Origin of the sequence: Rhizobium giardinii bv. giardinii H152 (assembly GCF_000379605.1) — a bacterium.
Classification (GTDB): Bacteria; Pseudomonadota; Alphaproteobacteria; order Rhizobiales; family Rhizobiaceae; genus Pararhizobium; species Pararhizobium giardinii.
On record NZ_KB902670.1, the window covers coordinates 1 to 965 of the forward strand.

Consider the following 965-nt stretch of genomic DNA (forward strand, 5'->3'; position numbering starts at 1 on the left):
GCGCCCCGGTCTTCACTATACGTCGCCGGGCATGGCTGCGGTCGCGATGATGAAAGCGTTCAATATCAAACGTATCGCCTTGCTCACACCCTATGGCCCTACTCTGCACAATGCCTTTGCACCCTATCTAGCTCGCTACGGAATTGAGGTCGTCGCTGATCTTTCCCTCGCGCATTCTATGAACCTGGTAACCGACGACGATATTGGTCGAGTGCCGGTCAATCGGATTGAAGCAGAATTGAGCCAACTTCTGGGGAATGCACAGCCAGTAGACGCGGCCTTCGTATCTTGCGCAGCCTTCTCGGTAAAGCAATCCGACTTGGTGGAGATGACTGAGGCACTTGGATGTCCGGTGCTGGCTAGCGTGCATTCCACCGCATGGCACGTTTTGGACCTCGTAGGGGAACATGGCCTCAGGGATAAGTTCGCTTTGGACCTTGGGCTGCCACGCCTGTCTCAACCAACAATTTCGGTGTCCTGACCTGGAGTAGCCCGACAATGCTTACGAACGATCTGCTCTCCCGCGAGGAGCGCGAAACCGTTATCGAAATGCGGCATGCGATGCATCGCGAACCCGAGTTGTCGAACCAGGAGACTAAAACGCAGAAGCGGATCCTCGACGCGCTGAGGCAATTTGGGCTGGAGGGAGCAAAGACATTTCACAATACCGGTGTCTATATCGACATTGAAGGCCACGCTCCCGGTCCAACACGTTCGATTGCCTTGCACGGTGATATAGACGCGCTTCCCATTCACGAAAGCCGTGACGATCTTCTCTATCGGTCGCAGACCCCGGGTGTACTGCACGCGTGTGGGCATGGCATGCATGCCTCGATCGCACTTGGAACGGCTTTGGCGTTTCACCGGATGCGGCAAAGCTTTTCAGGCAGAGTGCGAGTGATTTTTCAGCCTGCCGAAGAGGCAGAGCCGCTGGGCGGACGGAGTGTCGCGGAAGAGGGGTTGTT

2 protein-coding genes are annotated in these 965 nt (G+C 56.2%); both read left to right on the plus strand.

The features are described from left to right. A partial coding sequence (locus A3AY_RS0115215; protein ID WP_245275927.1) for an aspartate racemase/maleate isomerase family protein occupies positions 1-481 on the plus strand: 481 nt, incomplete at its 5' end. A gap of 17 nt (positions 482-498) precedes the next feature. After that, positions 499-965: M20/M25/M40 family metallo-hydrolase (locus tag A3AY_RS0115220; protein ID WP_018326516.1), on the plus strand; the 467-nt coding region annotated here is incomplete at its 3' end.